Genomic DNA, 23,923 nt, shown 5'->3' on the forward strand with positions numbered 1-23,923 from the left:
TCTAGACTTGGTTTTGTAATCAAGTTTAGGTGGGTTTTTTGCGAAAACAAAACAGGAAACAGGCTCTGGATATCCGATTGAGTGCCCGTTTCCCAAGAAACCACCCCAAAGCCGGCACTTCATTTAATAAAGTTTAGAAAATTGTGAAAAAATAATTCTATTTTCCTATGTATCAAATATATAATGAAATTGGTTTACATTTTATCTTGGAGGGGATTCTTTTGTTTCAAGCATTACAAGAGAAGGTTGGGAGTCGTTTGATTTTACCGGGGGAAGAAAGTTATGACGAAAAAAGAAAGGTGTGGAATGGGGCTATTGACCGACGACCGGCAGCAATCATCGTTTGCCAATCCGAAGAAGACGTTGTGGCTGCAGTTAAGTTTGCCAATGAGCAAGGCTTACATATTTCCATCAGAGGTGGAGGTCACCATGTAGCTGGGACGGCCGTTTGTGATGACGGACTTATGATTGATTTGTCCCAAATGAGAGCCGTAACGGTAAACGAAGAACTGAAAGTGGCTTATGTTGAGGGTGGAGCTACTTTAGGAGATATTGATGAAGAAACTCAAAAATATGGACTTGCAACTCCAACTGGAACGGTTTCCGAGACAGGAGTGGCTGGACTGGCACTGAGTGGTGGTCTAGGATATTTAAGAGGTAAGTACGGATTAACCTGTGACAATATAGTAGGTGCGAATATAGTGACAGCTGATGGAACACTTCTCCATGTCAGTGAAAGTGAAAACAAAGATCTATTCTGGGCTATTCGTGGTGGAGGAGGCAACTTTGGGGTAGTAACTAAATTCGAATTTCAGTTGCATCTAGTCGGGCCAGAGGTACTGGCGTTGGATGTCATGTATGACTACAAAGATGCTGCAGAAATATTTAGAAAGTCTCAAGCTTACTTAAATCAAGCACCAGACGAAGTCTCCTTTAATTTAACAGCCGCACAGCTCCCACCCGCACCATTTTTACCAGAGTTTTTACATCATAAAAAAGTGATTATGGTGTCAGGTATGTATGCAGGAAATCCGGATGATGGGGAAGGAATTATTCAGCCATTAAGAGAACTGGCTCAGCCGATTGTAGACCAGACAGGAGTCATGCCCTATGTTGCACTCCAAAAGAAGTTAGATGTAATGGTACCGAATCAAATTCCTGTCTATGGAACCTCTTTATACTTCGGGGACTTGAACGATGAAATCATTGAAGCGATTCTTTCCAAGCTTGAAAACGCTCCAACACCAGGTGTGTTAGCGCAGCTTTGGGCATTAGGTGGAAAGATGAACTGTGTGGAATCTGAAGAAACAGCATTTGCCACTAGAGATGCTAGCTTCGTTCTACTTGTCGATGTGATGGCGATGGGTGTAGAGGGAGAGCTTTGTGAAAAATGGGTAGATTCCTTATACCATGGTTTACTGCCATACTCTCATAAACAATCATCATATTTAAATGGAATTGGTGTGGAAGAAAAAGTAACCAAGCAAACGATGGCTGGAAACTATAGTAGATTGTTAGAAATTAAGAAGAAGTATGATCCGAGGAACTTGTTTAGACATAATCATAATGTTAATCCTGCAGAATAAAGAAGAGCTTTACGGATAGCGGAATCTGAGTCCGTAAGGCAGCTGAAGCGGACAGGAAATCCGTTATTTACCTAAAAAAGCGGGTTTTCAAGGGTTTAGAGGACAGAGGTTCCGCTATTTGGCTAAAATCAGCGGAAAAAATGCTAAAAATGGGGGATTAGCGGAACGTGAGTCCGGATGAAACCAGAAAAACGGCATTTTTATAAAAATAGCGGAACCTGAGTCCGGCTAGGGAATGTCCGAATGAAACGGTTCCCCCAAATAAACAAAAGGAAGTGGAGAAAACAATTAAATCTCTCCACTTCCTTATTTTAGGGTATAATGGTACAACCATTATATCTTTATTTAATAGATGCACACATCAATCCAAAATAAGTAGGGGCTTCATATGATAAAAACTCTATTTGTCGTTTATCTTTAGGGATTGCCCCTGCTAATATCATCGTTTGCCATATCCCATCAGGTTTAGCTGCCTCGATAAAATCAGGATTAAAATCAGCCATCTTTTCTAATTCATTATTTTTAGTTAACTCTACCACTAAATCATCTAATTCTTTAGCTGCTGGATCAAAGCCATAAGGCCCTTCAGCATCATGAGCGTGAGCCCAATCACAGCTAGCAATAAGAGCTATTCGCTTAATCGAGGCTTCGACAACTCCTCTTAGCATCTCTCCAAACTGGTAGTGCACCTCAAAAGATAGCTCTCTGGTCGGCGTAATCACAACAATAGGGACATCTGGCATAAACCGTAAAGGAACAATGACTCCCCAATCCATAGGTAAACAAGAAATGGGACCAGCACTCGTTCCATAGTTAATGGAGGCTACTGGAATATGATTCTCTTTAGCAGCACTGGAAAGGGCAGTAGCTAGTTCACGATCCACATGACGTTCTAATCCGAACTCAGCCCCATTCTCTTCAACGGAACCAACCATTCTTTCACAATTCGTAATAGAAAACTGTCCATCCACCCGTACACCATGTGGAGTAAGCACTATAATTGTGTCTGGATTGGCTGCTTTCATTTCTTCCCCAAGGAGAGACATACTCTTCCGGGTTTTTTCCATTCTTTCAGGCTGGCTCCCACTTAGCTCTGGAATAATTTCTCCACCGTGTGGAGTTATACAGGCGTATACAAAAGGAGACGTAGTCATTTGTAATCACTCTTTCTTTATTTAAGGTATCTATATAGATTTTCTCTTAGCCCCTATGTTTTCCCTCTTAAGATGTTGACTTCCCCAACTACTCATATGAGAAATAAGGGGAATCGTTGATCTCCCATAGTCTGAAAGTTCATATTCAACTCGTAAAACCTTTTCATGATATTCGCTACGAATAATTAGCTCATCTCGTTCAAGTTCTTGTAGGCATTGTGCCAACATTTTCTTCGTAATAGCAGGCACTTTGCGATTTAATTCACCGAACCGTAAAGGTGTATGATGAAGCTCCCATAGAATCCTAGACTTCCATTTTCCACCTAAGATTTCAACTGTTACTTCTACGGGGCAGTGGTATGACTTATCCATAACCCTCCTCCTTTAAGAAGAACCTATGTTCATTATACCTCATTGTAAAGAGAATTCAGATAGTTACAAAAAAGTGACTAATTGAATGACCAAGCTATCCCCAATTATCATAAATATATGCTAAAAATACATGGGAGACCTATACATGGAAAAGAAAATTAGTTTACGAGACGTTATGAAGAATAGAAAAAGTATTCGAAAGTACAAAAACAAAAAAATCCCAAATGAAGTGATCCATGAAATATTCGAACTAACTAAAACGGCTCCATCTTCTTGGAATCTTCACCATTGGAAATTCATTATTATTGAAAAGGAAGAAACCAAAAAGATGGTTTATCCCATTGCTTACAATCAAGAGCAGGTAGCCACATGCTCGCATCTTATCGTCGTTTTGGGTGATACCGAGGCTTACAAAAACTTGGAGAAGGTATATTCAGAACAAGTAAAAGCGGGTTATATGACGGAAGAGGTTAAGAATCGATTTATGGAAAATATACCGCTGCACTATCAATTAAAGAAAAGCTTTGGAATCTATGATGCCATAAGAAATGCTTCCTTAGCGGCCATGCAACTAATGTTAGCAGCTAAATCCTTTGGAGTAGATTCTTGTCCGATGTTAAGTTTTAAAGAACCTGAGTTAAAAGAGGTCTTACAAATCCCAAATCGCTATTACCCAACTATGTTAATTTCCTTGGGTTATGGAGATACACCTGCCTATAACACCGTTCGATTGCCTGTCGAGGAACTGATATGCTTTGATAGGTTTTATTGAACTAACAGAGAAATCGTGTTGGAAGGGTATTTTTCCAACACGATTTTTAGAATGTTTCTATGATTTACCCAAAACCCACTTACTTTTCTGAAACATGGTGTATGCAATGGCGAAGGAGATTCCAACGAACAGTGCCGAACTCCCAAGTACATAAAGGACACTTTGAACGTCATAAATACCGTAGATGAGCTGCTTAATTAAGGCAAAAATATTCATAAATGGAATCAGAAAATACTGCGCTGTTAACTCGTTCGGTGATAGCCCTATTAAAAGGAAATAAGGAACCATTGCAACGGATGTTAATGGAGCCATATAGTTTTGTCCTTCCTTCATGGTGTTAGCCATTAAACTGAAAATCATGAGGAGGCTTCCTACCAATAAGGCAAAGAAGATTAACCCTGTTCCAAGACTTGTGACAAAGAAGAAAAGGTTCTCGTTAATGTTAAGAGCTTCAGCCATTTTTTCAGTAAAGTAATTCACTCCCAGAACGAAGGTGAGAAGTGAGAATATCCCACTGATAATCCCAAGGGAAGAGATAGCTAGCCATTTTCCAATAATGATATGAAATCGGTTTACTGGCGTCATAATCAATGCTTCCATTGTTTTTCTTTCTTTTTCACCAGCAAATAAATCATTCGCTATCGAAAGCTCTCCCATAATGACACCTAGAACAAGAATAAGCTGCGAGAAAATCGCAATCATGTACAATGACATGCCATCTTCTCCACTAATGGTTTCTTGCACGACCGTGAATGGCTCTAATAATGAAGGGTCTACCTCACTATTAACTAGTGAGCCTGTGATTGTTTCCTGTCTCTTAAGTTCGAAATGCCCCATAACCAGATCCATTGCTTCACTCGCTTTTTTACTAGCGGGGTCACCGTATATCGTTATACTTGGATTTTCATGGTTTGCTAGTTTTTCTGTAAAAGATGAATCAGTCTCTATCGCTAGCTGTGCTTTAGCGTCTTCCATAAGTGATAATGGAGAGCCATCTTTCACAACTTCTACAGATTCTAACTCTCCTAGCCAGTCAACAATCTGTCCATCCATACTCTCTGAAACAGCAACTTGGTAGGTTTCCTCATTTTCTGCTAAAAACACACGATCCATAAAGAATACAAGTGCGAGGTTGAAAAGGATTGGAATTAAAATGGTTAATAAAATCGTTTTTCTGTCACGAAGTGCATCAAGCATTTCTTTTTTGTATACATACCAACTCATGCGTTAGTCCCCCTTACTAAGCGAGACATAAAAATATAATTTAAGTCTTCACTTTCTTCTTCTTTATATAATTGTTCGATTGGTCCGTTATAAACGACTTCTCCTTTATGAATCATCACGATGGATTCACAAAGTGCTTTTACTTCTTCCATAATGTGACTAGAGAAAATAATCGTTTTGCCTTCTTTTTTGAGTTGTCTAATTAACTCTCTAAACATGTTTGCTGCTGTAATGTCTAATCCAGTTGTTGGTTCATCAAGTAAAATGATATCGGGATTGTGAATCAGTGTTCTTGCAATCATAACCTTTTGACGCATTCCTTTTGAGAAACCTTCTACTTTACGATCTAAAAAGTCCTTCATTCCAAATCTAGTAGCTAGTTCCTCAATGCGATTTTTAGCTTCATGGTTACTTAAGCGGTAAAGCTTTGCAAAGTAGAGTAGGTTTTCTCTTGCTGTTAGGCGATCATAGAGTCCTGTTTCACTTCCAAACAAGACGCCAATGCACGCCTTTACTTCCATAGGGTTTTTATGAATATCAATTCCATCAAATGTGATGGTGCCAGATGTCGGCTCTAAAATGGTCGAAATCATTCGCAATAGAGTGGTTTTACCTGCACCATTTTCCCCTAAAAGCCCAATTACCTGACCTTTTTCAACGGTAAAGGAAATTTGATTAGAAGCTTGGATGATTTTCTTTTTATCTTTAAATATTCTAGAAACACTATTTACTTGAATCATAACCTGACCCCTTTTGTTATTTGGTAGTTTCATTGTACTGTTTAGATGGTTTCTTGACTGCCATTATGTCGTTAAATGTTCTTTTCGTGTCGCGAAAATGCTATTTCCATGTGTGAAACATGTTAAAATATAACAAACAGCGGTCGGAGTGAAGAGAGATGCTAAGGGTAGGTTTAGTGGATGATTCAAAATATGACTTAGAAAAATTAAACGTCAATCTACAAAATGAAGATGACCTAATGATTGTTTTTTCTACAAATGATCCAGAAGAAGCCTACCAAAATATTAAAAAGGGAGACATTGATTTACTCATAACCGACATCGAGATGCCGAAGCTTTCTGGTTATGAGTTAGCGGATTTAATCAAAAGTTATGCGCTTGATATAGAGGTAATCTTTGTCACCGGCTTTAGTGGGTATGCTGTACATGCATTTGAATTAAATGTTCTAGATTACATCATGAAGCCCTATTCAAAAGATCGACTAATAAAGGGAATCAATCGTAGGAATCAATTGGAGAAAGTGGAACAGGACACAAAAAAGCTAGTCATCAAAACAAAGACTGATATTCATTTTATAGATAAAAAAGAGATTATCATGATTGAAAGAACGGGTCGTTCTACAACGATTATTACGGCTCAGGATGAATACACCATGTACACTCCTTTAACAGAGTTAGAGGAAGAACTGTCGAAGCGGAATTTTGTACGTTCTCACCGAGGGTTTATCATTAATATCCATTACGTAAAGAATTTTTCTCTCTACACCAAAAATTCATATATCGTAAGTTTTCAACAAACAAACAAAACCGCTATGATTACGAAGTCAAATCTAGAAAAGTTACAGAAGGATTATTTTTAAATAAAGGGAGTTTACATGTGCGTTTACATATACAGGATGTCATTTCTTTAGTGATTCATGTAATGGTAGCAATAAGTTTTCTTATTAAAGATACTAATCTGTTACATATTGGCGTTGTAAGTGTAGGTATGGTAGGGCTCGTTCTATTAAAGGTTTTTAGGAAACAAAAACCGAGCAATGGTGAAGGGTGGTTTCATAAAACTAGTTTTCAAATCCTTCAAGTCCTGTTGCTGATTGGAGTCTTGGTCACTGCATCAACCATGGTAGGCATTTTGGGTTGGATGGCACTTTTCTTAACGGACTTCATAAGAGAAGATATAAGAAACTGGGGAATACAAAAAGATGAAGCCATAAAAAGGCTTGAAGAAGAGCGTGAGGTACAAAATAGTATCTTTCGGACTATTCGAAGTCAGCGTCATGACTTCTTGAAACATATTAGTGTTGTGCAGCACTTGTTAGAAGAAGATAAACTTAAGGACGCAAGAGCTTACTTCGCATCTCTCCTTGGGGAATACGAAACGATGAATATGGCCATTAAAGGGGAAGAAGGGCATATAGCGGCCATTTTACACCAGTATCAACGTTTATGCGAGGAGCACCAAGTGTCGTTAACTTATGATTTTCAGGTACCAGTGTCATCACTACCACTCACATTGACAGATCAGACAAAGCTACTTTCAAACTTACTTGAGAATAGTTTTGAAGCTGCGAGAGAATACCAGGGAAAAGAATCAACTGCTACAATAGAATGTAGGTCAAGCTTATACGGAGGTATTATCGTTTTAGAAATAAAAAACAGTACATTACCTCTTGATAAAGAAATCCTGGATCATTTATTTGAAAGATTTGACCTTACTTCCAAACATAAGGGACATGAAGGTTTAGGTACGTATATTATCGCTAATCTAGTCAAGCAGTACCATGGGAACCTTTCTTTTAAATATGCTTCAAACGAACTACTAATTAAAATAAAGTTTCCGCTTATTGTAGAAGAAAAATAACTTGCCCATTTTATGAGAAAATGGGCAATCAAATTGGATGGTATGTCACGAACAAATGGGGAGGAACCAAAATGAAAGACAACAACAAGGGGAAAATTGAAAGCGCTTCAAATAAAGACGAAGGACTACATCTCGACTTTAAAGATGATATGACATACGGAGATTACCTCCAGCTGGATCAAATCTTAAATAGTCAGAATCGGTTATCTGACCATCATGATGAAATGTTGTTTATCATTATTCACCAAGCCAGTGAACTGTGGATGAAGTTAATCTTACATGAATTGAATGCAGCTAAACAATCTATCTTGAATGATGACTTAGAACCTGCCTTTAAAATGTTGTCGCGAGTTTCAAAAATTCAGCAACAACTCATTCAATCATGGGATGTTCTTTCAACCTTAACACCTAGTGAGTATATGGAGTTTAGAGAAAAGCTAGGAAAATCCTCTGGTTTCCAGTCCTATCAAAATAGGTTAATAGAATTTGCTTTAGGTCATAAAAAAGAAAATGTTCTTTCTGTTTACAAGCATCAACCTCACCTTTTTGAAATCTTACAAAAGGAATTGTATGAACCGAGTATTTACGACGCATCTATCATGGCATTATCGAAACGAGGATTAAACATCGATTCTGAAATGCTAGATAGAGACTGGTCAAAGGATTATGAACCCAATTCTAGTGTAGAAAATGCTTGGTTAACCGTTTACCGTGATGTAAACCAGTATTGGGACTTTTATGAGCTGGCTGAAAAACTAGTAGATATTGAAGGTCGACAACAACAATGGCGTTACAATCATATGTTAACAGTTGAAAGAATTATCGGATATAAACGTGGAACGGGTGGTTCTGCGGGAGTCGGGTATCTAAAACAAGTGATTGAGCACCGATTCTTCCCGGAGCTGTGGCAGATTCGAACAAAATTATAGAGATTTGTGGAGGAGGAAAGATCCAATGGCATTGCAACAGTTTTTATATAAACTAACATTAGTTCCCAACTTACACGACGATGGGAACTGGACAGAGCGTGAAAATAATATTGTAGGGGAGCACTTTCGATATCTGCAGGGACTTCAGAAAGAAGGAAAACTAATTCTTGCGGGCAGAACCATGAACGAATCAGCTCACACCTTTGGGATTGTTATTTTTTTAGCTGAATCAGAAACAGAAGCGAAACAAATAATGGAGAATGACCCTGCTGTTGATCAAGGCGTCATGATAGCGGAAGTCTTTCCGTATAAGGTCGCTCTCTTTAATAACCAGTTTGAGGGTTAATGAATCTTTAAGAAAGGAGCACCAACATGAAATACGGAGTAATAGGGACCAGTGAGATTACGACTCGGTTTATTGAGGCATCTAGGGAAGTCGCCGATTTCAACTTATCGAGCGTTTACTCTCGTACATATGAGAGAGCACAAGATTTTGCGAAACGGTTCGGTGCACCAAATATTTATACAGACTTAGAGAAAATGGCGGTGGAAGGGCAGGTTGATGTTATTTACATCGCTTCCCCCAACTCCCTACACTTTGAGCAAGTAGTGTTTTTCCTACAGAAGAAAATTCATGTAATTTGTGAGAAGCCTATTTTTTCAAATGTGAAAGAGTTTGAACAGGCATTTAATGTAGCGGAAGAGAACGGTGTCTTTTTATTCGAAGCAGCACGAAATATACATTCCCCCAATTTTAAACTATTGAAGGATCAAGTGGCTAAGATTGGGAAGGTAAGGAGTGCGGTGCTTCAATATATGAAATACTCATCACGCTACGATCTGGTGCTCAAGGGTGAGGAACCGAATATTTTTTCTGCGAACTTTTCTGGAGGGGCGTTAGTCGATTTAGGCGTCTATCCAGTATTCGTAGCAGTATCCCTATTTGGTGATCCTAAGGATGTTGCTTACTATCCGGTGATGTTGCCAACAGGAGTTGACGGTAGTGGAACGCTTGTCCTCCAATATGATGATTTTGTTTGCACAATCCTTTGTTCAAAAATAACGGATTCCTTTTTGCCAAATGAAATTCATGGGGAAAAAGGGACCGTCATTGTAGACCATATTTCCTCCATAAGGAAATTGGATGTGTTAGATAGGGTGGCAAAATCAAGTGAAACCATTTCGGTTCCGGAACACGAGAATAACATGGTGTATGAAATTGAGGCATTTAAAAACATAATCGAAAGCAAGGATTATAAGGGCTATGAAGAATTAAAGCGGATCAGTTATTCAACCTTAAAAATTACAGAAGCAGCACGTAAATTTAGTGGGATTGTCTTTACTAACGAAAGAGAATAAAAATGGAGTCTTGTTGAGACAATACAAATGAATCTACTACATTTGTGGAGGTACATGCATGTCTAAACAAGGGAAACAAAATGCTGAACAAAAACGTCAGCAGTTAAAAGGACAAGAAGGTAAAAACGACGTCGAATTTGGTACAGAAGCACAGATCGGTAACAGTAAGAGTCAAAGCCAGAAGAAGAGTGGACGTCAGATGAATAAGAAGTAATGGTACAGAGGGGAATCCTGGATTGGATTTCCCTATTTTTGTGTTTTTTTAACCGAGATTTTGTTAATTTTGGTTTTTTTATTGGTGGTATAGTGGAAAAAGGGCGATGGTAGAAATAATAGCTGGGATTTTATACATTTTAGCAGGGGGAAGATGGCTCAACCTTGTTTGGTTTGTGAACGGGGGGAGTGGTGAGTGCGGAAATTTTGTTTTGAGTGCGAAAATACGTAAATGAGTGCAATTATTTCGATTTGAGTGCGAAAAATAGGATTTGAGTGCAAAAACAGTTTTGAGTGCGAAAAAGCGGCCATTGAGTGCAGAAATGAATAGAATGAGTGCGAAAAAATCCATTTGAGTGCGAAAATCCAACTCCGCTTGGTTGCGAAACCCCAACTCCGCTTGGGTGCGAAACCCAACTACGTTTGAGTGTGAAAATCCAACTCCGCCCCACCCTAAAACCCAAGTCATTCCCTTGGACTTTCCCCTACAAAAATGCCAAAATACCTATACAGTTAGGAGGCTATACAAAATGACTTTTCAAAGAGACATTAAGAACCACTGGAATGTTCAATATAAACAAAATGGGTATCCCCATGTACAGCAAGGCTTCATTTTGCCACCAGACAGAAAGGAAGAATTTGACCCCTTTATCATCATGGCAGAAGACTGGTTTAAACGTGGCACGTTTTCAGACCATCCTCACCGAGGGTTCCAAACGGTCACCTATGTGATTGACGGCAGGTTGGAGCACATTGATAATGCGGGTGGCCACTCCATTCTCGATGCTGGCGATGTTCAATATATGAATGCAGGGTCTGGTGCGAGACACGCAGAAGAAGCCGTTGATGATGACCTCATTCACACCCTTCAACTATGGTTGAACCTTCCCAAATCATTAAAAAATACAAAAACTAGCTATCAAAATGTATACGCTGATGATGCCCCGCGAGTGACCTTCGATGGAGGAGAAGTTAAAGTCTATTCTGGAAATGTGGAAGGAGTAAAAGGTCCGCTAGAAAGCTTAGTTCCTTTCACACTATCTGAAATTAAGCTACAAGAGGGAGCAACCTACACATATCGGATTCCTGAAAATCAAAATGCCTTTCTTTATGTTTTAGCAGGGGAGCTTGAATTTGGTGAAAGTAAAACCCGGTTAAAAAAGACAGGGGTGGCGACCCTAACCTTTAATGAGGGGGGAACAGGTGATAGCGAACTAGTCATCTATGCTAACCAAAGATCTAAGGTGTTAATATATTCTGGTGTTCCAATCCGAGAAGAGTACGTAGCATACGGACCTTTCGTAATGAATACTATGGATGAGATTCAACAAGCTTACCGAGATTTCCATGCAGGAAAATTTGGTCCACCAGCAATAAAATAAATCGTACCCACAACTTCAGGGAGTTGTGGGTTTTTTAACTTTTCTCCCTTAAAACTGCTAAAATAGAGTTATCAAAACGAACGTTAGGTGATCCCGTGACAAACGTTGTCAAAATCTCAGTTAGAAGTTTAGTTGAATATGTGTATAGTAGCGGAAGCATTGACACAAGGTTTCGCTCGGTGACCACTTTACAGCTTGGAACGAAGCTACATCAGTTGGTTCAAGGCTCGTACAACGAAACGGATGAAAAAGAGGTGCCGGTTAAGGGGACTTTTCAACATGAAGAGCTCACCTTCGAGGTAGACGGAAGATGTGACGGGATTCTTCATGGTGAGTCTGGACTAACCATTGATGAAATCAAGTCAACCTCTAGACCCCTAACGGAAGTCACGGAAGAATCCTACCAGGTCTACTGGGCGCAGGCTAAGTTTTACGGGTATATGTTTTGCAAAGAAAAGAAATTAGATGAAATAAAAGTCAAACTGACATACATACAATCCGAAACAAACGAAATGAAACATTTTATAAAGACACTGACCTTCAAAGAACTAGAAGCTTTTGTGGAAGAAACGATTCGCCAATATGCCCCTTATGCACGACTAATGAATGAGCATAAACAAGCTAGAAATAAAAGCTGTAAGGAACTCTCATTCCCTTATGAACATTTCCGTAGTGGACAAAGGGACTTTGCAGGTGCCGTATATAAAAGTATCCTGGACGAAAAGAACTTATTCGCCATGGCCCCAACTGGAACGGGTAAAACGATATCTACAACCTTTCCGGCTGTTAAAGCCATAGGTGAGGGCGTCATTGAGCAGTTTTTCTATGTAACGGCCAAAACAATCACAAGAACGGCAGCGGAAGAAGCGCTCAATCATATGCAGCAAAAGGGATTACAGTGTAAAGCTGTTACGATCACCGCAAAAGATAAAGTGTGTTTCAAAGAAAACACGATATGTAACAAGGAGTACTGTGAATTTGCAGATGGATATTACGATCGAATCAATGATGCGTGCCTAGATATTCTGAAAAATGAATTCATCATGAATCGTGAAGTGATCGATACTTATGCAAGAAAGCATAAGGTGTGTCCATTCGAGTTTTCATTAGATTTGGCATACGTGGCGGATGCGATTATTTGTGATTATAACTATTTATACGACCCAAAGGTATCCATCAAGAGATTTTTTGAGGAATATAAAAGAAAAACAGCAGTTCTTGTTGATGAGGCTCACAATCTAGTAGACCGAGCAAGAGAGATGTTTTCAGCACAGCTTTTAAAGTCTTCGTTCTTGCAATTGAAGAGAGAGTACAAAGGGAAAAACTCCTACTTATTTGAGAGTGCGAAAGCCATCAATGATCATCTTTTACAGCTGAAAAAGCAATGTGGGGAAGAGACCTTTCGGGTAGAACAAGAAATGCCTGAGGAACTGATTGTTTTAGTGGATACGTTTGTATCCGAGGCGGAGAGAGAGTTGTTAGCGGAGACCAATGAGCTTTTACTAGAGACCTATTTTTTAGTTCAAGCTTTTATAAGAGTGGCGAAAATGTATGATGAGCGCTATGTCACTTTTATAGAGGTTGAAAAAAGTGAAGTGAGAATCAAGTTGTTCTGTCTCGATCCGTCTTATCTATTAGCACAAGTGGAAAAATCATATAAGTCAGTCGTTCACTTTTCAGCAACCTTTTCACCTCTAGGATACTACAAAGAAATATTAGGAGGGTCAAAAGAGGACTACTCGGTATCTATTCCCTCACCGTTTCCTAGAGAAAATCTGGACCTATATATTCAACCACTTTCCACAAGGTATCGTGATCGGGAGAGGTCGAAACAAAAAATTGTTCAAACCATCCAACAAGTCGTGAATAAGAAAAAAGGGAACTGTCTAGTCTTTTTCCCTTCTTATCGATATATGGAAGAGGTTTATCAAGACTATATTCAAGAGTCAGGGGAAGAAGGAACTATTATTCAGGATCCCTTTATGACTGAAAGAGCGCGAGAGCAATTTCTAGAGGCTTTTAAATCAGAACCAGAACAATCATTAGTTGGTTTTGCAGTCCTTGGTGGTATTTTTTCCGAAGGTGTTGATTTAAAAGGAGAAAGGCTCTCCGGAGTTATTGTAGTAGGAGTAGGTATTCCGCAAATTGGAGTAGAACGTGATTTGATCAAGGACTATTTTAATAAAACGGGCAGGAACGGTTATGATTATGCTTATGTATACCCAGGCATGAACAAGGTGTTGCAAGCAGGTGGAAGACTCATCCGCACCGAAACAGATAAGGGGATTCTGGTACTTATAGAAGATCGTTTTCTCACGCCGACCTATCAACGTTTGCTTCCTTATGAATGGCAACACTATAAGATTATGAACTAAGAAGAAGTGTCCCGTTCTGGGGCACTTTTTATTAAATATCATATTTTGCCGAAATATATCCAAAAGAAAAGCCGTTCCATTGAGGAATGGCTTTTCTTTTGGAAATAGGCTTGAATTTCCAATTGGAAAAAATTATACTGTACATATATTAACGTTCGGAAAGTGAGGTGGAGAAGAGATGAATCGTTTTGTTGTTATTCGCGGGCAAATACTTGACTTTATGTATATTTGTCGTGCGATTTTTCATGATGCAGCTGCCAACGGGACACGTATGCCCTTTTTTAGCAACTGCATAATGATAACGAAACGATAAGAATTCTCTTTATCCATCTAATATAGCAACTAGGTTAGGAGAGGGCTTGTTTAGGCTCTCTTTTTCTATTTTTTTTAAGCTATGGGTAAGTGTGTTCTTACTTATGGCTTTTTTTATTTGTAAATAAAGGAGATATGAAAATGATTATATGTGCGGCACACGAAGTAAGCAAAATGTTTGGTGGAACTAAGATATTTGAACAGCTATCTTTTGAAATACATGAAAATGACCGGGTAGGGTTAGTAGGGAGAAATGGAAGTGGGAAGACCACTATTTTCAAGCTTCTAGCGGGATTGGAAACAGTAGATGAGGGACAGATTCACATTAAAAAAGGATGTAAGGTAGGATACCTTGCCCAAATTCCTGCCTTTCCTAGTGAATATAGCGTTTACGAGGTTTTATCCACAGCTTTTGCACAATTAAAGGAAATGGAAACGAAATTGAAAGAATTGGAGGGATGGATGTCAACGGAAACAGATGAACAAAAGCTGGATAACACCATACAAGAGTATGGAAGAATCCAAGATCAATTCTCAGGGCTTGGTGGTTATGAGATGGAAGCCAATATTCAAAAGGTAGCGAATGGCTTGAAGGTTGAACATTTACTAAATAGTGATTTTAAAAGCTTAAGTGGTGGAGAAAAAACCAAGGTAGGATTAGGCTTGATTTTACTCCAATCACCAAATGTATTATTGTTGGATGAACCGACGAATCACCTTGATATTTCTGCTGTTGAATGGCTTGAAAATTACCTTAGAGAGTACAAAGGTACAGTGGTTATCATCTCGCATGATCGTTACTTTTTGGATCAAGTGGTGACTAAAATTTTGGACCTTGAAGATGGTGAGCTTGAAGTTTATCACCAAAACTATTCCGGATTTATTAAGGAAAAAGAAGAGAAATTGTTATTAGAATTCCAAGCCTATCAGGAACAACAAAAGAAGATTAAAAAGATGAAGGAAACCATAAAAAGGCTGAGGGAGTGGGCGAATCAAGCCAACCCACCGAATGCGGGTCTTCATAAAAGAGCCAGTAGTATGGAAAAAGCTTTAGAAAGAATAGAAAAGCTGAAAAAACCAGTTTTGGAAGCAAAGAAAATGGATCTTCATTTTGAGCATAAATCTAGAAGTGGTAATGATGTCATTACCGTAAAAGATGTATCAAAATCGTATGATCAGAAAACGCTTTTTGAAGGAGTAAACCTGAATATACATTTCAAAGACAGGGCTGTGATTGTTGGGGAGAATGGGACTGGTAAATCAACCATTTTGAAACTTATTTTACATGAGGAACAAGCTGATGATGGGGAGATAAAAATAGGCAGTAATGTGAAAATGGGTTACTTATCTCAACATATTAAGACGAAGGATCCGGATCAGACAATCCTAGAGGCTTTCCGGGATGAGGTTCTGGTTACAGAAGGAGAAGCAAGACATATACTTGCCAAGTTCTTATTTTACGGACCCACTGTTTTTCAAAAAGTAAAAGGATTAAGCGGTGGGGAGAAGATGAGATTGCGTCTTGCTCAACTAATGTATCAAGAAATTAATATGTTAATTTTGGATGAGCCAACAAACCATTTAGACATAGACTCCAGGGAAGTATTAGAGGACGCCATAGAAGGTTTTAATGGAACGGTGTTAGCTGTTTCCCACGACCGCTATTTCTTAGATAAACTATTTTCCAAAACCTATTGGTTAACGAATAGCACCCTATATTCTTTTGAAGGAGCTTACTCTTGGGCAAAAAAAAAGCTAAGGGAAGTAGTGGTTAAAGAAGAAGTGGTACATTCTAATAAAACAAAAGAGAAGAAGATAGAGGCTCAAATTGAAAAGAACAGTGAACCAAATACCGAGCATTTAGAAGACAAAATAGAGTCTATTGAATCTCAAATAGAAACTGTCGTAAACGAGATGATGAATATACAAGATCTAATAGAACTACAAGCTCTTCAAGAAAAACAACAACAACTAGAGGCGGAGCGGGATGAATTATATGAGATATTACTAAACAAATTATGATTTTAATTGTAAAACATGCCATAATAAGAAAGAATTGATAAGGATGGGAGAAATCCCATCCTCTTATTATGAAATGAAGGAGAACACAATGAATTCACTTATAGATCAATTGAAACCATTTATTCAAGAGGCCTGGAACAAGCAAGGTTTTTCAGAACCTACGCCAATCCAAGAACAAGCGATTCCTGTTGTTTTAGAAGGGAAGGACTTAATTGCCCAATCTCCAACAGGAACGGGGAAGACGCTTGCGTATTTACTCCCACTTCTTCAAAGTGTAGAAGCAGAAAAACCACATATTCAGGCGGTTGTTTTAGCCTCATCTCATGAGTTAGTGATGCAAATCTTCGGGGAGATTCAGGAATGGTCGACTGGAAGTGGCATCAAGGCGGCATCATTCATCGGGGGAGCGAACATAAAGAGACAAATTGAAAAGCTGAAAAAACGCCCGCAAATTATCGTAGGGACACCAGGTCGAGTGTTAGAGCTCATTAAGCAAAAGAAAATAAAGATGCATGAAGTGAAAACGATGGTAATCGATGAAGGTGACCAACTTTTAGTGCCTGAGCATATGCAAACGGTACGCGGAATTGTTGACTCAGCCTTAAAAGATCGCCAAGTAGTTCTGTTTTCTGCTACGTTAACTGATAAGACAGAAGAACTAGCAAAAGGACTCATGAACAAAGCTGAAATTGTAAAGGTAAATGAAGCACCGAAGCTGACTGGAGATGTCGAACATATATACTTTGTTTGTGATCCCCGTGAAAAGGTGGATTTGATTGGAAAGCTCATGAGAACAAACCCTGAAAAGGTTCTGGCTTTTGCCAATGATATCGGAGAAGTCAATGTTGTAGCGTCTAAACTTCAATTTGAAGGCCAAGATTTGGGCGTTCTACATAGTGATACAAATAAGCAGGACCGTGAAGCAGCAGTACGCAATATACGAAGTGGGAAAACGAATTTACTATTAGCGACTGATGTAGCAGCTAGAGGTTTGGACATAAAAGGATTGACGCATGTTCTTCATCTAGATTTGAGTAAGGATGTACACCAATATATTCATCGCTCTGGTAGAACCGGAAGACTAGGATCTGCGGGAGGAACGGTTGTATCATTTGTTCCTTCAAATCAAGAGAGAGATCTTAAGAGACTAGCGAGAGACGCAGGAGTGGAGCTTCACAAAAAGACTTTCTATGGAGGAAAAATTGTTGAAGCCTAAACAATTGGAGGTGGTCATGAAATGAAAAGCTTTAAAGAGCTTCAAATTAGTGAAAATAGAATCCAGATGCTGAATAGGAACAGAATCTCTCAACCCACACCAATCCAAGAAAAGTCCATTCCTGTTGTGTTGAAGGGAAGAGACATCATTGGAAGAGCGCAGACTGGGACGGGAAAAACATTAGCCTTTGTTTTACCGATTTTAGAAAAGATTGATGTTACAAGAACTGACCCCCAAGTACTCATTGTTGCACCTACTCGGGAGCTAGCAATCCAAATTACTAATGATATTCGTAGTGTCATTGATCAACGAGAAGGAGTCCATGTATTACCTGTTTATGGTGGGCAGGATGTGGAGCAGCAGTTTAGAAAATTAAAAGGGGCCGTACATATTATTGTTGCGACTCCCGGAAGACTGCTTGACCATTTACGTCGGGGAACCGTTCAACTCGATGATCTGAAAACGTTGGTACTGGATGAAGCCGATCAAATGTTACATATTGGTTTTCTTCCCGAGGTCGAACAAATTATTGAAAGCACACCTTCAACAAGACAAACCTTATTGTTCTCAGCGACAGTGCCAGACCAGGTTAGAACATTGGCAAACAAGTATTTGGACAATCCCGTAGATATAAGGGTAAAAGCACCGGAGATAACGGTCAAAGGTATTAACCAATTGGCCGTTCAGACAACGGATAGAGCTAAACAATCACATTTGTTTCAAATATTAAATGAACAACCGCCATTCTTAGCCATTATTTTTTGTCGGACAAAAAGGAGAGCTAGTACGTTAAATGAAGCTCTTAGGCGTCATGGCTTCATCTCAGATGAATTACATGGCGACCTCTCTCAAGCAAAAAGAGAGCGGGTTATGAAACAGTTTCGTGATGCTGAAATTCAATACCTAGTGGCAACTGATGTAGCTGCTCGCGGGCTGGATGTCAGTGGCATCACGCATGTATTTAATTATGACATCCCTCAAGATGTGGAGAGCTATATTCACCGAATTGGTCGGACAGGACGAGCGGGGGAAAGAGGCGCAGCTATTACCTTCGTAGCTCCGAAGGATAAAGATATGCTAGCTATGATTGAAAAAGGGATTGGCCAGAAGATTAAAAAGAGAATCTTGAGTCCTGAGAGGGAAGAACGAAAAGATAAGCAATCTGATGGTGGGAAGCGGTCCGGTAAAAATAGGAGTGGAGAGCAGTCCCGAAGAGGGGCAGGTAAGGGAAAAGGTCGAGGGACATCTCGTAATGAGGGACCTGGAAAAGGTAAGAAGAATCCATCGAGAAATGAAGGAAGCGGTGGAAGAAGAGGGAGAAGTAAGGTAAAGCCATCAACGAGAAAAGGTAAAAAGTAAATTCAGTGTTGAAATGGACAGAGGTTCCGTTATTTCCACAAATAAGGGCATTTTTTAGCAGTAAGCGGACACAGAATCCGTTATATGGTCAAAATGGATGAAATATGCTCCTAAAAATGATGAATAACGGAACCATTGTCCGCGAGATTCTAAAAAAAAGGAATTTCATTAAAATAACGGAACGAGAGTCCGCTGAAAACTAGCAATCAAGAATCGAGGTTCTATACAACACACGGTAAACCAGTCTATCAAATCAATTTTTCTTCCTGAGCTTTCTGAGCTGCCTGGAAGCGATCTTTAACTTCTAATTTATGATAAATATTAGAAATATAGTTTTTAACAGTACCTTCTGAAAGGAATAATCGTTCAGCAATTTGTTTATTCCCTAGACCTTGAGAAAGAGAAGTCAGTACTTCTAATTCACGGTCGGTTAAACCAAATTTATCATTCTTAACTGGTTCGTCTTTTTGAAGCTTTTGAACCAATAGCTTAGCTAAATCTTGAGGAAGCAGTGTCCCACCATGATGAATCAATTTGATCCCAGAGATAAGATCTTTCGGATGAATGGCTTTTAATAAATATCCCTCAGCACCGATTGTTAAGGCATCTACAACATGGTTAATCTCCTGGAAGGTTGTAAGGATGATTACCTTAATACCCGGCCATTTTTCTTTTACCTCCTTAGTAGCTGCCATGCCATCCATGACAGGCATATGAATATCCATTAGTACTACATCAGGTTGCAAATCTTCACATAAGAAAAGTGCCTCTTGGCCGTTTGCAGCTATCCCCACAACCTCGAGATCCTCATCCATATCTAAAACAATGGATAAACTTTCTCTAATTAACTCTTGATCGTCCACTAATAGGACTTTAATAGGGTTACCCATGATTAACACTCCCAACCTTCGGAATCATACACGTTAAAACCATTCCCTTGCCTTCGTTGTTTTTGATTTCCAATGTACCACGCAGTGCTTCAATTCTATCTTGCATAGCAATCAATCCAAATCCAGGGTGGATGGTTTCCATTTTTTCTCCATTATTTTCAATACGTAAGCAAATGACATCTTCTCGGTATTGCAATAAAACGTTGACCTCTGATGCATTTCCATGTCGTTTAGCATTGGTAATGGCTTCTTGAAGGCATCTCACTAATGTTAGACGAATCTGAGGAGACACTAAATCTTCTTTCCCTTCCAATCCGAATTGAGTCAAAGTCCCTGTGTTTTCCGAAAAAACTTTTGTGATTTTATGTAGATGCTTTGACAGCGGTTCATCATTCTCAGAAGGAGCAATCTGATGAATGCTATTTCTGATTTCATCTAATCCTTCTCTTGCCACACGCGCAAGAGTGTTTATTTTTTCTTTGGCTTTTTCCGGGTTAGCGTCAATTAAATAGGAAACAGCATCTAATCCGACCGTCACCGAAGTAAAATGATGACCAATCGTATCGTGTAAATCTCGAGCCATTCGGTTCCTTTCCTCCAATAAAGTGACCTGTTCAATCTGTTCCGCATACTGTTCTAATACTTGGTTTTGCTTCTGGATGAGCTTATATTGCTGAAGGTTCTCGTCTAGTAGACGTGATGTTCGTTTCTTGGATTGCATAAGAAGGTTAAAGCCTAAACCAATCGAACAAAAGATAAGAACATCAATATATTGCATGAAAAAATCAAACAAGTCCTTTTCCATAGCCCAATAGCGAGTGGTGGGAATCAAGATGGCAAAGGTTGGAATGGTCCATAATGATGTTTTCTTAGTCACTAAATAACCAATCATCAATGCGGACATAAGAATTGTGGAGTTTGTTAAGTGGATGTGAAAAAACACACTTAAGATAATTGTGGATCCACCCGTAAGAACGAGTTCAGCAACAGGATAAAACGTTCGATTGACATAGTTTGGCCTCCAAAACACTTGTGGCCCCACATAACACAAAGTAAGGATAGCTACAAAGTAGGTATAAGGAAGGCCTGATAACTTCTCTGGCTCTAAGTAAAAATAAATTAGTCCATTTACATACCAAAATAGGCGAAGAAAAAAGATAAACCAATCTATTCCATGCCAGTCTTTATCAATTTTACTCATATGACACCTTCAATCCTGTAAAATAGGCTTTCTTTCCATAGTTTACTAGATGTTGGATAAATGTAACAGTTACTTAGTCATAAAAAGTTTGAATGTTTTTATGACTGGATTCACTGTTGGATATGACTTTCAATTTGTAGGATTAAACCAGAGCTTAAGAAACAAAGGGATGAACGATCATGGAAAAAGAAGAAATGTTGAGACAAATGAGTACGCGATTAAAAGGAATCCCTGAAGAAGAACAAGATGAATTGATTCAAATGTATAGAGATCTTTTCCAGGTTGCCAATGAAAATGGCAAAAAAGACGATGATGTTATTCATGCTTTGACTAGCTCTCATTCAAAACAAATAGTAATGGAAGGAGTGTTTCAAATGAAAAAATACAGTGCGGGCATACGGATTGGCGTATCGATTTTATTAACCTTTGTTATTATGGCAGTGGTCATTGGGGTTCTTGCTGCTTTGGGCCGAATGGATGATTTGTTTTCGAATTATCCTTTTATGATGATGATGGCTTTTGTGCTAGCCATTCCAGCTACCATCTTACCCTTAGTCATGTTTAAAATGTGGGATCAAAAAAATCCATGGAAAATAGGCTGGCACTTTAAAAAGAAAGATATGATTTTTTCTGTTGTAGCTGTCCTGCTTTCATTTACTTGTGTAATCAGTTTTATTCTGATTCTAGATGGAATGGATCGGATTGAAGCAGGAATGCTTTCTTTTAATCAGGTTAAGTTCTCCATATTCTTGATTGCTTGCATCGGTTATTTTTTCGCAGCATTAAAAGAAGAAGTATTAGTAAGAGCCTATTTCATGTCGAATTTAAGCAAACTCGGGATGGTGAAAATGATTCTAATATCTTCTATTCTATTTACTTGTCTGCACTTTCCGACCGGGGGGATAGATCCATTTAGAATGGGAAGCTGGTTTGTGGGTGGTTTAGTATTTGCTTATATTTACTTGAAAAGTGGTTCTGTTGTTGTAGCTACAGTTGTGCATGCAGTTCATAATCTAGTGAATGACATGGCCATTCATGGGGCTGAGGGAGTTGCTATTTTTACATTAAATCAAACGGTATCTCTTTCTGATAAATTGTTTTATGAAGTAGCTTTAGGATTAATTTTAGTTGTGCTTACTTATGGGTTTTATGGTAAAAACGGTGTCTTTACCCCAGCACAGAACTTAATAGAGTTATGGGGACACAAGCCAAAAGAAAAAAATGATGCCTTTCAGACGGCAGGATAAAAATAAAAAGTGAGGTACTTATAGATGAAAAAATTGTTCAATGGTTTTATGATCGTAGTTTTCCTGGTCATAGCAACGGCGCTACTATTTAATTTTAACGGAAATGCATTCTCATTCGAAACAAGTGAATTAAACAAGGAACAAGTAATAGATGCAGAAAAAATTAAAAAGATTGAGGTGGAATCAAGCTCCACTGATGTATTGATTAAACCTACAAATTCAGATGAAATCCTAGTTAAGCTATCTGGGGAAGTAAGTAATAAACTGAAAAGTTCTTTCGTTCTTGAGGTTGATGAGGACAATGATTCTGTTCGTATTAAGGTGGAAAGAAAGGAACGATCATTTTTTCAGTCGTTTATTTCTATAAGTAAGGTGAAATTAGAAGTATATGTTCCACAAAATCAGTATGAAGAAATCGTTATGGAGACTTCATCTGGTGATGTTCAGTATAAAGAGGTAGAAGTGAAGCAATTGAATATACAAACTTCGTCTGGTGATATCGATGTAGAGGAAATGAGTGAAGTAGAAGCGTTATCTCTTCAGGCATCAAGTGGAGACATCTCTTTAAGTGGTATTGCTACTCAGAAATTAGAGGTCACTACATCGAGTGGAGATATCTTCTCGAATGGGGATCTATCTTATGAGAATGCTACTATTGAAGCTAATTCAGGAGATATTGAACTTGAAAATGTTGAAGGTGATCTATCAGTAAAAACTAGCTCTGGTGATATCGAGCTTAGAGATAATGAATTGAAGGAGAATGTAAAGCTAGAAACTTCTAGTGGTGACGTGAATGTCTTCTTTAGAACTCAGCCAGATTCATTAAAGTTACATTTCAAAGCTAGCTCAGGGGATGGAAGTGTAAGCCTAGATGGCCTCCAATATACAGAGAAATCTGAGCACAACATAGTTGGTGGACTGGGGGAAGAAGAGTATCAAATAGATGTTAAGACATCATCAGGAGATTTTACATTGAATTAGAATTAGTAATTTTAAAATTACCCTCTACCCAACTTCATGATCTCGTGTTAACCTATAAATGTTAACTGGTTAACATTAGTTCGTTAACAAACAAAGGTGGAGGGTATACATATGCAAAGAAATAACAAACTAAGAATGCTCATTTACTGTGCAATGTTTGCAGCTATTACTGGGATTTTAGCTCAGGTAGAAATTCCATTACCGCTAGTACCTATTAGTGGTCAAACACTAGCAGTGGGATTAACTGCAACGATTATTGGTAGTCGCTATGGGGCGATCGCAATGATTGTGTATGCATGTTTAGGTGCAGTTGGAGTTCCCGTATTTGCAGAAGCGAAAGCAGGTCTTCATATTTTAGTAGGTCCAACAGGGGGCTATATTTTCTCATTTATTATTTCAGCATTCATTACAGGTCTTATTCTTGAAAAAACTAAGTTTACCATTTTAAATGCGATGATTGCCAATACAATTGGAATGATTATTACGTTAACATTAGGTACGATTCAATTGAAGTATGTGGCAGACCTATCATGGACAACTGCAATTGGAGCGGGAGTAACACCATTTATCGTGGTCGGTTTAATTAAGGCATATCTTGCAAGTGTCATCGGTATTAAAGTAAGAGAAAGATTGCTCAAAGCCGATTTATTAACAGACGTGAGCAGGGATAGTGAAAAAACGATTGCTGCATAGGGTTATGTATAAAAAAGCTTGAGGCTATCATCCTC

At 38.7% G+C, this 23,923-nt stretch carries 23 protein-coding genes; 17 read left to right on the top strand and 6 right to left on the bottom strand.

Features of this window, described 5'->3' with window-relative positions:
* Window positions 1-221: 221 nt before the first annotated feature.
* Entirely contained in the window at window positions 222-1,586 is a 1,365-nt protein-coding gene (locus ABDZ91_RS05145; protein ID WP_343796933.1) for an FAD-binding oxidoreductase, read from the top strand.
* Between the two features lie 341 nt (window positions 1,587-1,927).
* On the opposite strand, the gene ABDZ91_RS05150 is transcribed toward ABDZ91_RS05145, so the two are convergent.
* Entirely contained in the window at window positions 1,928-2,740 is an 813-nt protein-coding gene (locus ABDZ91_RS05150) for a DODA-type extradiol aromatic ring-opening family dioxygenase (protein WP_343796934.1), read from the bottom strand.
* Window positions 2,741-2,770: 30 nt separating this feature from the next.
* Entirely contained in the window at window positions 2,771-3,112 is a 342-nt protein-coding gene (locus tag ABDZ91_RS05155; protein WP_343796936.1) for a winged helix-turn-helix transcriptional regulator, read from the bottom strand.
* 145 nt (window positions 3,113-3,257) lie between these two features.
* Between ABDZ91_RS05155 and ABDZ91_RS05160 the strand changes: the two genes are divergently transcribed.
* Complete coding sequence (locus ABDZ91_RS05160) at window positions 3,258-3,884, top strand: nitroreductase family protein (RefSeq protein WP_343796938.1); 627 nt, start codon at window positions 3,258-3,260, stop codon at window positions 3,882-3,884.
* 57 nt (window positions 3,885-3,941) lie between these two features.
* Here the strand turns inward: ABDZ91_RS05160 and ABDZ91_RS05165 are convergent, their stop codons facing one another.
* Together ABDZ91_RS05165 and ABDZ91_RS05170 are read right to left on the bottom strand one after the other, a co-directional pair.
* Window positions 3,942-5,108, bottom strand: coding sequence for an ABC transporter permease (locus tag ABDZ91_RS05165; protein ID WP_343796939.1), 1,167 nt, complete (start codon window positions 5,106-5,108; stop codon window positions 3,942-3,944).
* Window positions 5,105-5,848 carry an ATP-binding cassette domain-containing protein gene (locus tag ABDZ91_RS05170; protein WP_343796941.1) on the bottom strand — a complete coding sequence of 248 codons (744 nt, stop codon included), beginning with the start codon at window positions 5,846-5,848 and terminating at the stop codon, window positions 5,105-5,107. The genes ABDZ91_RS05165 and ABDZ91_RS05170 overlap by 4 nt, the downstream gene beginning before the upstream one ends.
* 158 nt (window positions 5,849-6,006) lie before the next feature.
* Here ABDZ91_RS05170 and ABDZ91_RS05175 point away from each other — a divergent pair, with 158 nt between their 5' ends.
* The 12 genes from ABDZ91_RS05175 (at window position 6,007) to ABDZ91_RS05230 (ending at window position 18,876) form a co-directional block, all read left to right on the top strand.
* Complete coding sequence (locus tag ABDZ91_RS05175) at window positions 6,007-6,708, top strand: LytR/AlgR family response regulator transcription factor (protein ID WP_343796942.1); 702 nt, start codon at window positions 6,007-6,009, stop codon at window positions 6,706-6,708.
* A gap of 17 nt (window positions 6,709-6,725) precedes the next feature.
* Window positions 6,726-7,709 (top strand): sensor histidine kinase, encoded by a 984-nt coding sequence (locus ABDZ91_RS05180; protein ID WP_343796944.1) that lies wholly within the window; start codon window positions 6,726-6,728, stop codon window positions 7,707-7,709.
* A 71-nt stretch (window positions 7,710-7,780) separates the two neighbouring features.
* The gene (gene kynA / locus ABDZ91_RS05185; RefSeq protein WP_425541790.1) at window positions 7,781-8,638 is read left to right on the top strand and encodes a tryptophan 2,3-dioxygenase; all 858 of its coding nucleotides are present in this window, start codon (window positions 7,781-7,783) and stop codon (window positions 8,636-8,638) included.
* 25 nt (window positions 8,639-8,663) lie between these two features.
* A complete protein-coding gene (locus ABDZ91_RS05190; RefSeq protein ID WP_343796946.1) occupies window positions 8,664-8,984 on the top strand; it encodes a YciI family protein in 321 nt (106 codons plus the stop codon).
* A 26-nt stretch (window positions 8,985-9,010) separates the two neighbouring features.
* Entirely contained in the window at window positions 9,011-9,997 is a 987-nt protein-coding gene (locus ABDZ91_RS05195) for a Gfo/Idh/MocA family protein (RefSeq protein ID WP_343796948.1), read from the top strand.
* Window positions 9,998-10,055: 58 nt separating this feature from the next.
* Window positions 10,056-10,211 carry a hypothetical protein gene (locus ABDZ91_RS05200; RefSeq protein WP_343796950.1) on the top strand — a complete coding sequence of 52 codons (156 nt, stop codon included), beginning with the start codon at window positions 10,056-10,058 and terminating at the stop codon, window positions 10,209-10,211.
* Between the two features lie 529 nt (window positions 10,212-10,740).
* Window positions 10,741-11,592, top strand: coding sequence for a pirin family protein (locus tag ABDZ91_RS05205; RefSeq protein WP_343796952.1), 852 nt, complete (start codon window positions 10,741-10,743; stop codon window positions 11,590-11,592).
* Window positions 11,593-11,687: 95 nt separating this feature from the next.
* A complete protein-coding gene (locus ABDZ91_RS05210) occupies window positions 11,688-13,967 on the top strand; it encodes an ATP-dependent DNA helicase (RefSeq protein WP_343796954.1) in 2,280 nt (759 codons plus the stop codon).
* 178 nt (window positions 13,968-14,145) lie between these two features.
* Window positions 14,146-14,280 carry an RAxF-45 family protein gene (locus tag ABDZ91_RS05215; RefSeq protein WP_343796956.1) on the top strand — a complete coding sequence of 45 codons (135 nt, stop codon included), beginning with the start codon at window positions 14,146-14,148 and terminating at the stop codon, window positions 14,278-14,280.
* 140 nt (window positions 14,281-14,420) lie between these two features.
* Window positions 14,421-16,301 carry a ribosomal protection-like ABC-F family protein gene (gene abc-f, locus ABDZ91_RS05220; protein WP_425541791.1) on the top strand — a complete coding sequence of 627 codons (1,881 nt, stop codon included), beginning with the start codon at window positions 14,421-14,423 and terminating at the stop codon, window positions 16,299-16,301.
* Between the two features lie 88 nt (window positions 16,302-16,389).
* Window positions 16,390-17,517: a DEAD/DEAH box helicase gene (locus tag ABDZ91_RS05225; RefSeq protein ID WP_343796959.1), complete on the top strand. Its 1,128-nt coding sequence runs from the start codon at window positions 16,390-16,392 to the stop codon at window positions 17,515-17,517.
* 21 nt (window positions 17,518-17,538) lie between these two features.
* Window positions 17,539-18,876, top strand: coding sequence for a DEAD/DEAH box helicase (locus tag ABDZ91_RS05230; RefSeq protein WP_343796961.1), 1,338 nt, complete (start codon window positions 17,539-17,541; stop codon window positions 18,874-18,876).
* Between the two features lie 248 nt (window positions 18,877-19,124).
* Here ABDZ91_RS05230 and ABDZ91_RS05235 read toward each other — a convergent pair whose 3' ends face one another.
* Both ABDZ91_RS05235 and ABDZ91_RS05240 read right to left on the bottom strand, forming a co-directional pair.
* A complete protein-coding gene (locus tag ABDZ91_RS05235) occupies window positions 19,125-19,766 on the bottom strand; it encodes a response regulator (RefSeq protein ID WP_343796963.1) in 642 nt (213 codons plus the stop codon).
* Complete coding sequence (locus ABDZ91_RS05240) at window positions 19,759-20,967, bottom strand: sensor histidine kinase (protein WP_343796965.1); 1,209 nt, start codon at window positions 20,965-20,967, stop codon at window positions 19,759-19,761. Before ABDZ91_RS05240 ends, ABDZ91_RS05235 begins: the two co-directional genes overlap by 8 nt.
* A 179-nt stretch (window positions 20,968-21,146) precedes the next feature.
* On the opposite strand from ABDZ91_RS05240, the gene ABDZ91_RS05245 reads away from it, so the two are divergent.
* The 3 genes from ABDZ91_RS05245 (at window position 21,147) to ABDZ91_RS05255 (ending at window position 23,888) form a co-directional block, all read left to right on the top strand.
* Window positions 21,147-22,214 (top strand): CPBP family glutamic-type intramembrane protease, encoded by a 1,068-nt coding sequence (locus tag ABDZ91_RS05245; RefSeq protein ID WP_343796967.1) that lies wholly within the window; start codon window positions 21,147-21,149, stop codon window positions 22,212-22,214.
* 24 nt (window positions 22,215-22,238) lie between these two features.
* Window positions 22,239-23,195 (top strand): DUF4097 domain-containing protein, encoded by a 957-nt coding sequence (locus ABDZ91_RS05250; protein WP_343796968.1) that lies wholly within the window; start codon window positions 22,239-22,241, stop codon window positions 23,193-23,195.
* A 111-nt stretch (window positions 23,196-23,306) separates the two neighbouring features.
* Window positions 23,307-23,888, top strand: coding sequence for a biotin transporter BioY (locus tag ABDZ91_RS05255; protein WP_343796969.1), 582 nt, complete (start codon window positions 23,307-23,309; stop codon window positions 23,886-23,888).
* The last annotated feature ends 35 nt before the right edge of the window (window positions 23,889-23,923 follow it).

The sequence above is a fragment of the Bacillus carboniphilus genome (genome assembly GCF_039522365.1).
In the GTDB taxonomy this organism is placed as follows: Bacteria; Bacillota; Bacilli; order Bacillales; family JC228; genus Bacillus_BF; species Bacillus_BF carboniphilus.